This is a genomic window from Xanthomonas sp. SHU 166 (assembly GCF_000364685.1).
GTDB lineage: Bacteria > Pseudomonadota > Gammaproteobacteria > Xanthomonadales > Xanthomonadaceae > Xanthomonas_A > Xanthomonas_A sontii.
On record NZ_AQOJ01000252.1, the window covers coordinates 1 to 7,851 of the forward strand.

Below are 7,851 nucleotides of genomic sequence, written 5' to 3' on the forward strand. Positions count from 1 at the left end.
CAACAGGGTCTGCGGCCGTGCCGCGCGCAAGGTGGCGACCAGGCCGGCCGGGTCGCCATGCAGCAGCGCGTGGTGGCATAGCGCAAGCAGGCAGCCCTCGTCCTCGCGCGGGGCGGCGACGGGCCGCGCCGGCGTTTCTGGCGGTGCGACGCGTACGCGCTGCAACAGACGACGCAAGTGCTGGCGCGAGGCGCTTTCGCTGCGTGACGACAGCGCCGCCAGCTCGGCGTGGCGAAAGTCGAACGCTTCGGCGAGCAGCACCAGCGCCACGTCGCCGGGCGGCAGGGTGCGCACCAGGTGGGCAAGCGCCTGTGCGACCGCGTCGCGGTGCAGGGCGTGCTGCGCCGGTTCTTGCGTCGGCCCGGCCTCCAGCAGCGCCGGGTCCTGTGCGGCGCGTTCCAGCACGCTGCGGTAGCGGGCGCGGCGGCGCAGGCGGTCGATGCACAGGTGCCGCAGCACCGTGGTCATCCATGCGTCGCCGCCATTCGCCGGCAACGGCCCCTGGGCGGCACGCAGATAGGTCTCCTGCACCAGGTCCTCGGCGTCCTGGCCCTGGCCGAGCCAGCGGTGCGCCAGGGCCAGCAACTGGCGGCGCAGCGCCTCGCCGTCGGCCGGCGTGGGCGTGTCGGTCGGAGATGTCACGTCGCGGCCCCGTCGTTCGTTGGGAGGGACACCCACCATACATGGAGACAGGCCGATGCTGCGTTCCGACGAAACGTCCCCCGCCGCGCCCTCCGCGCAGTCGCCGTCCGCCGCCTTCCTCGAGGAAAAGGCGTTCCGCGCGCGGACCCTGCTGCTGTTCGGCACCATCACCGACGCCAGCGCCTACCAGACGGTGCGCCATCTGCTGGCGCTGGATGCCGAGTCCGATGCGCCGATCGCGATGATCGTGTCCTCGCCGGGCGGGCATCTGGAATCCGGCGACGCCATCCACGATGCGCTGCGCTTCATTTCCGCACCGGTCGACATGATCGGCTCGGGTTGGGTCGGCAGCGCGGCCACGCACGTGTTCCTGGGCGTGCCGCGCGAGCGCCGGGTGTGCCTGCCGCAGACCCGGTTCCTGATCCATCAGCCCAGCGGCGGCGCCGGCGGCCCGGCCAGCGATATCGCCATCCAGGCCAGCGAGATCCTCAAGGCGCGCGCCCGCATTGCCAAGGTCATTGCCCGCGAGACCGGCCAGCCGCTGGAGCGCGTGGAGGCCGACATCGAGCGCGACTGCTGGATGTCGGCGCAGGAGGCGATGGACTACGGCCTGGTCTCGCGCATCGTCGAGCGGCGCAGCCAACTGGCCGGGCGCTGAGGGCTCCGGCCACTGCGGCAGGCGCCGTGCGCGGCGATCGCCGCGGGCATGACCTATGGCATGGCACGCGGCGGCGGCGCAGGCATAGCATGGGAGTTTGCCTGTCCGCTGTCGTTCGCCCCCCCTGGAGATCCCATGAACAAGTCCACCGCCTGGATGGCGCCGTTGCTGCTGGCCGCCACTGTCGCGTTCCAGGCCACGGCGCAGACCGCACCGCCGCGCGACGTGCCCTTCGCCGGTACGTTGAAGATCGATGTCGATGCCACCGATCTGGCGCACCGTATCTTCCGCGTGCGCAGCACCATCCCGGCCACGCCGGGGCCGATGACCCTGCTGTATCCGCAGTGGATCCCCGGCAACCATTCGCCGACCGGCCCGATCGACAAGCTCGCCGGGCTGACGATCAAGGCCAACGGCAAGGTGTTGCCGTGGACGCGCGACCAGTTCGACGTCTATGCGTTCAAGATCGAGGTGCCCGCCGGCGTCAGCGAGATCGTCGCCGAGTACCAGTTCCTGTCCTCGCAGGGCGACGGCCAGGGCCGGGTGATGATGACCCCGGAGATGCTCAACCTGCAGTGGAACACCACCGCGCTGTATCCGGCCGGGGTGTACGCGCGCAACATCAAGGCGCAGGCCAGCGTGACCCTGCCGGCCGGCTGGAGCTACGCCACCGCGCTGGAAACCGCCGGGCGGAGCGGCGATACGGTGACCTTCAAGCCGATCGATTTCGACGACCTGGTCGATTCGCCGATGTTCGCCGGCAAGTACTATAAGCGCATCGTGCTGGACGACAAGGGCAAGGCGCCGGTGGCGCTGAACGTATTCGCCGACAAGCCCAAGTCGCTGGAGGCCAAGCCCGAGCAGATCAAGGCGCACGTGGCCCTGGTGCAGCAGATGGACAAGCTGTACGGCGCGCGCCACTTCGACCACTACGAGTTCCTGCTGGCGCTGACCGACAAGCTCGGCGGCATCGGCCTGGAGCATCATCGCTCCAGCGAGAACAGTGGCCCGCTCGACTACTTCACCGGGTGGGACAAGAGCTGGGAGATGCGCGACCTGCTCGCGCACGAGTTCAACCACTCCTGGAACGGCAAGTACCGGCGCGGCGCCGACCTGGCCACGCCCAACTTCAACGTGCCGATGGGCGACAGCCTGCTGTGGCTGTACGAGGGCCAGACCCAGTTCTGGGGCGAGGTGATCGCCGCGCGCGCAGGGCTGTGGACCCAGGACCAGGCCCGCGACATGCTGGCCAACGTCGCCGCGGTCTACCAGCGCGGCCGTCCCGGCCTGGCCTGGCGTGCGCTGCAGGACACCACCAACGACCCGACCATGTCGATGCGCCGGCCGCGCGCCTACCGCAGCTACCAGTTGAGCGAGGACTACTATTCCGGCGGGCAGATGGTCTGGCTGGAGGTCAACGCCAAGCTGCGCGAGCTCAGCGGCGGCAAGCGCTCGCTGGACGATTTCGCCAAGGCGTTCTTCGGCATGCACGACGGCGCCTGGGACGTGAACACCTACACCTTCGACGACATCGTCGCCACGCTCGATGGGATCGCCAAGTACGACTGGGCGAGCCTGCTGCGCAGCCGTCTCGATGAGCACGGGTCGCTGGTCGGCGGGATCGAGGCCAGCGGCTGGAAGCTGGTCTATACCGATCAGCCGAACGCGGCCAGCAAGACCTCCGAGGCGCGCAACAAGAACCTGGACCTGAGCTACTCGCTGGGCCTGAGCCTGGACGAGCAGGGCCGGGTGCAATCCGTGCTGTGGGACAGCCCGACGTTCAACGCCGGCATCATCGCCGGCAACCGCGTGGTCGCAGTCGGCGGCCGCGAGTACAGCGCCGAGGCGCTCAAGGACGCGGTCACCGCGGCCAAGGGCGGCAGCACGCCGATCGAACTGCTGGTCAAGCGCGGCGACCGCTACGACACCGTGCGCATCGCCTACTACGGCGGCCTGCAGTATCCGCACCTGGAGCGCATCGCCGGCACGCCGGATCGTCTGAGCGAGTTGTACAAGGCGCGTTGAGGGCGGCGAGCGCGATCGCCGCCCGGCGCTTCGGTGTGCCGTTGCGCGGTGCGGCGACGGCGTCGTCGTGCTGGCGCGTGTCGCTTGCGGCGGTTGCGCGCGCGATGCTCATTGTTTGGTCGCCACCGATGGCGCAGTCCATGTGAAGCCGTTCCTGCAGCGAGCGCAGCACCGTGCGGGAGCGGCCGAGGTGGCCGATCTTCTTTGCGAGGACGAGGTCAGGCGGTGAAAATCAATGTGGTCGGCACCAGCGCAAGCGGGAAAAGCACACTCGCCAGGCTGATCGCCAAGGAACTTGCGATTCCCTATGTCGAAATGGACAGACTCTACTGGCGCCCGGACTGGCAGAGGACCCCGGACGATGTGTTCCTGAAAGAACTGGAGCGTGCGTTAGCCGCCTCTGCGGACTGGGTGCTGGATGGCAACTACAACCGGACGCGCCCCGTGAAATGGCGCGACGTGGACCTGGTGGTGTGGGTGGACTATGGATTTTTGCGCACGCTGTTCCAGGCTGTCGCCAGAGCGTTCAAACGGGCCTGGCACAAACAGGAGCTGTGGCCCGGTACGGGAAATCGCGAGAGTTTTCGCCGCGCATTCTTTAGCCGGGAGTCCATCATCATCTGGATGCTCAAGACCTGGCGCAGCAACCGCGCGCGCTACCAGGCCGATCTGCACAACCCGCAGTACGCGCATATTCGCTTCGTGCGCATTAGGCGACGGGAGCAGGCGGAACACCTGCTTGCTGCCTTGAAGGCGCGCTGACGGCCTCCCTGCCGCGACAAGCGAAGAGGACACCGCCCCGGTCAGAATCGGTCTGACCCGACGTCGGCGCTACATGCTGCCTCCTGCTGCCGCCTGGCGGCCGTGCGCGGGCGACTTGGGTCACCAGTCGCGGGGAAACGCAGCAGCGCCGCCGTACATCGTCGTCTCTGCCGAGTGCGCGACGTCTTCCCGCCGCCGCGTTACACGCTGGGGAAGCGAATGCGATGCGGTGCCTGGCGCCGCGTCGCGGACCTTGAGACCGCCAGCCACTATGCTGGTGCATTGTCTGAGCGGACCAGAAGCAGATGGCGAAAGCGAAAACGGCCTATGTCTGCGGCGAGTGCGGCGCCGAGTACAACAAGTGGCAGGGCCAGTGCACCGAATGCGGCGCCTGGAACACGCTGAGCGAGATCGTGCTGGAGAGCGCGGCCACGGCCAAGGCGCCGGCCGCGGCGCGGCGCAGCGGCTGGGCCGGCAAGGCCGAGACGCCGAAGATCACCGCGCTCAAGGACGTGGAGCATCGCGACCAGGCGCGCGTGTCCACCGGCATCGGCGAGTTCGACCGGGTGCTCGGCGGCGGCCTGGTCGAGGGCGCGGTGGTGCTGATCGGCGGCGACCCCGGCATCGGCAAGTCGACCCTGCTGCTGCAGGCGCTGGCGAAGATGGCCGGCACGCTGCCGGTGCTGTATGTGACCGGCGAGGAATCGCTGGGCCAGGTCGCCGGGCGCGCGGTGCGCCTGGACCTGCCGCTGGACGGCCTCAACGCGCTGGCCGAGACCGGCATCGAGCACATCCTGCAGCACGCCAGCGCGGCGCGGCCCAAGCTGATCGTCGCCGACTCGGTGCAGACCCTGTGGACCGAGGTGCTGACCGCCGCGCCGGGTTCGGTCAGCCAGGTGCGCGAGAGCGCGGCGCGCCTGGTGCGCTACGCCAAGGAGACCGGCACGGCGGTGTTCCTGGTCGGCCACGTCACCAAGGAGGGCGGCATCGCCGGCCCGCGCGTGCTCGAGCACATGGTCGATGCGGTGCTGTACTTCGAGGGCGAGAGCGGCAGCCGCTTCCGCCTGCTGCGCGCGTTCAAGAACCGCTTCGGCGCGGTCAACGAACTGGGCGTGTTCGCGATGGGCGAAAAGGGCTTGAAGGAAGTCTCCAACCCGTCGGCGATCTTCCTGTCCGGCGGCAGCGCGCACCAGCCCGGCAGTTGCGTGATGGTCACCCGCGAGGGTACGCGGCCGCTGATGGTGGAAGTGCAGGCCCTGGTCGATGCCTCGCCGCTGTCCAATCCACGGCGCGTGGCGGTGGGCCTGGAGCAGAACCGGCTGGCGATGCTGCTGGCGGTGCTGCACCGCCATGGCGGCATCGTGGTCGGCGATCAGGACGTGTTCGTCAACGTGGTCGGCGGCATCCGCGTGCAGGAGACCGCGGCCGACCTGCCGGTGCTGCTGGCGGTGCTGTCGTCGCTGCGCGATCGGCCGTTGGCGGAAAAGACCATCGCCTTCGGCGAGGTCGGCCTGTCCGGCGAGATCCGCCCGGTGCCCAATGGCGAGGACCGGCTGCGCGAGGCCGCCACGCACGGCTTCAAGCGCGCCATCGTGCCCAAGGCCAATGCGCCCAAGACCGGTACGGTCAAGGGCATGGAGGTGATCGCGGTGGAGCGCCTGGCGCAGGCGCTGGAAGCGGCGAGCGAATAGGCTGCGGCGTCGGCGGGCAGCGGCGCGTCGTCCCCGTGTACTGCGTCGCTTCGAATCGCGATGCGGTGGTGTGTGCGCGAGTGCGGCCCACGTAGACACGTGGCCGCATCGCGCGGCCTGGTGTGGAGATTGCCGATCCGCATCGTCAGCGGCAATGCATCCGCTCGCTGCACGTCGATGCGCGCGATCGGCCACAGGTCGCAGCCGGCGCCTCTTCTTCGGTAAGGCGAACGGCGCGCGTCGCCACGCGCGCCGTTGCCGTTGCGGTGCCGCGGACGCGATGGCGCCCGCGGTTGCGTCAATCCTTGCGGTAGATCGCGCCGAGCTTGTCGATCTCGTCGCCGTCGCGGCCGGTGAAGCCGGCGATGTGCCAGCCGCTGGGCGCGGTGAGCGTGTAGGTCTCGGCGGTCGGCGTGCCGGCGCTGAGGCTGCGGCCCTGGTTGGTGCGCAGGCTCAGCGAGAACAGCCGGGTGTGGCCGTTGTACTGGCCCACGCTCAGCGTGGCCGAGGTCAGCCGCTCGTTGCTGCCCAGGCGCAGCGTGACCGCGTCGCCGCCGCTGCCGCCGTGGGCCAGGGTGCTGCCGTTGTCCAGGCCCAGCGCGATGCCGTCCAGGCGCGAGGCGCCGCGCAAGGTCACGCTGGCGATGGTGCGCTGCTCGGCGCCCTTGGCGATGTCGTTGAACGGGGTGCCGTGCGGGCCGCCGAACTGGTCGCTGGTGCGCACGGTGGTCCCGACCGCCCAGCCGAACTGCGCGGCCAGCGGGTAGTGGTCGGACAGCGGCTTGCCGTCGCTGTCGTAGAAGTTGCCGTCGTCGAGCTTGTAGCGGTTGGCGACCAGGGTCAGCTGCGGCGCGTCGCGGTACAGGATCTTGTCCACCACTTCGCAGTCGTTGGTCGGCGGGGTGCCGCACAGCAGCGGCGCGGCGCCGGCGGCCGGGGCACTGCCCTTGACCAGTTCCACCCAGGTATCGGTCAGGCCGTTGGCGGAAATCAACGCACGGATGTTGTCGTCGGCGCGGGTGTAGCGGGTGTTGGAGTCCATCATCACCAGCACCGCGTTGCCGGCCGACCAGGTCTGGATGAACTGCGACAGCTGGCTGATGTTGGCGCGCCGCGCGGCCAGGTCGGCGCTTTCGGTGCCGGCGTTGGGGTGCGCGTTGTACACGTCCAGCAGCACGCCGTCGTCCAGGCGCACGCGCATGTAGCTGAAGCCCTTGGGGGTGAGGCAGTCGGTGCCGTTGCACTTGTCCCACTTGATGCGGGTGAAGTCGTCGAAGCGGTAGTTGCTCAGCGTGTTGAGGCCGTCGCCGATCGCCGCGCCGCCGCTGGTGGGGGTGCGGTAGGGGTGCTTGTCGCCCGCGTACAAGGTGGCGTGATAGTTGAAGTCTTCCTGCACGTTGATCAGGCCGTAGGGCGCCAGCTTCGGTGCGATCTGGGCGGTGTTGGCGGCCGGGTTGCTGCTGGAGATGCCCTGCGGCAGGCCGGCGACGTTGTAGGTGAGCACGTCGAGCACGCCGACGTCCGATTGCGCGTGGACCACGCCGGCGCAGGCCAGGCTCAATCCGATGCCGTAGCTCACGAGGGTGCGTAGATGCTGGATCATGAATCGCCTCTTGCGGGTTGGGAGGAACAGCGGGTGGCGCGAGCGCCAGGGGCGGTGCCGGAAGGCACCGATGCCGCCGCGCGACCGGCCGGGGCCGGCGCACGTGGCGTCATGGGGTCAGGAACTGCGGATCGAGCGCGGCCTCGACCGCGGCGGCGAAGGCGGGTAGCGGGCAGTCGTAGGCGGCGTCGGCGCGGCTGCACGGCGGGATGAACACGGGCGACTCCAGCGGCGGCGCCTGCACCGTCAGCGCGCGGCGTTCGCGCAGTTGCGCCAGGCTCTGCGCGGTGTAGCGCAGGCGGATCACGCGTTCGCCGTCGGCGCGGCGCCAGCGCTCGAACACCAGCGCGCCGCCGGGCACGGTCTGGTCGGGCTGGTAGCCGGGCAGTTGCCAGTGCAGGTCGAGCATGCCGGCCAGCAGGGTCAAGGTGCCGTCGTGGCCGGACAGCACCACCAGCCGCGCCGCGCCG

At 69.6% G+C, this 7,851-nt stretch carries 7 protein-coding genes; 4 read left to right on the plus strand and 3 right to left on the minus strand.

Going from position 1 to position 7,851, the window contains the following annotated elements; translation table 11 throughout:
* The coding region (locus D180_RS08300) for a sigma-70 family RNA polymerase sigma factor (RefSeq protein WP_043090650.1) at positions 1-642 on the minus strand (642 nt) is incomplete at its 3' end.
* 55 nt (positions 643-697) lie between these two features.
* Between D180_RS08300 and D180_RS08305 the strand changes: the two genes are divergently transcribed.
* From D180_RS08305 to radA, 4 genes are all read left to right on the plus strand, one after another.
* Positions 698-1,300 carry an ATP-dependent Clp protease proteolytic subunit gene (locus D180_RS08305; protein ID WP_017912431.1) on the plus strand — a complete coding sequence of 201 codons (603 nt, stop codon included), beginning with the start codon at positions 698-700 and terminating at the stop codon, positions 1,298-1,300.
* Positions 1,301-1,456: 156 nt separating this feature from the next.
* Positions 1,457-3,325: a tetratricopeptide repeat protein gene (locus tag D180_RS08310; RefSeq protein ID WP_087963559.1), complete on the plus strand. Its 1,869-nt coding sequence runs from the start codon at positions 1,457-1,459 to the stop codon at positions 3,323-3,325.
* A 225-nt stretch (positions 3,326-3,550) separates the two neighbouring features.
* Positions 3,551-4,087, plus strand: a complete 537-nt coding sequence (locus D180_RS08315) for an adenylate kinase (RefSeq protein ID WP_043090649.1) — start codon at positions 3,551-3,553, stop codon at positions 4,085-4,087.
* A gap of 305 nt (positions 4,088-4,392) precedes the next feature.
* On the plus strand, positions 4,393-5,778 hold the full coding sequence (gene radA, locus D180_RS08320) for a DNA repair protein RadA (RefSeq protein ID WP_017912434.1): 1,386 nt from the start codon (positions 4,393-4,395) through the stop codon (positions 5,776-5,778).
* Positions 5,779-6,076: 298 nt separating this feature from the next.
* Here radA and D180_RS08325 read toward each other — a convergent pair whose 3' ends face one another.
* Positions 6,077-7,381: a jacalin-like lectin gene (locus D180_RS08325; RefSeq protein ID WP_017912435.1), complete on the minus strand. Its 1,305-nt coding sequence runs from the start codon at positions 7,379-7,381 to the stop codon at positions 6,077-6,079.
* A gap of 109 nt (positions 7,382-7,490) precedes the next feature.
* On the minus strand, positions 7,491-7,851 hold a 361-nt coding region (locus tag D180_RS08330; protein WP_043083088.1), incomplete at its 5' end, for a histidine-type phosphatase.

Bases quoted from the DNA above. Each gene is read 5' to 3' on its own strand.
- D180_RS08305 (WP_017912431.1), top strand. From the start codon at position 698: ATGCTGCGTTCCGACGAAACGTCCCCCGCCGCGCCCTCCGCGCAGTCG.
- D180_RS08325 (WP_017912435.1), bottom strand. From the start codon at position 7,381: ATGATCCAGCATCTACGCACCCTCGTGAGCTACGGCATCGGATTGAGC.
- radA (WP_017912434.1), top strand. From the start codon at position 4,393: ATGGCGAAAGCGAAAACGGCCTATGTCTGCGGCGAGTGCGGCGCCGAG.
- D180_RS08310 (WP_087963559.1), top strand. From the start codon at position 1,457: ATGGCGCCGTTGCTGCTGGCCGCCACTGTCGCGTTCCAGGCCACGGCG.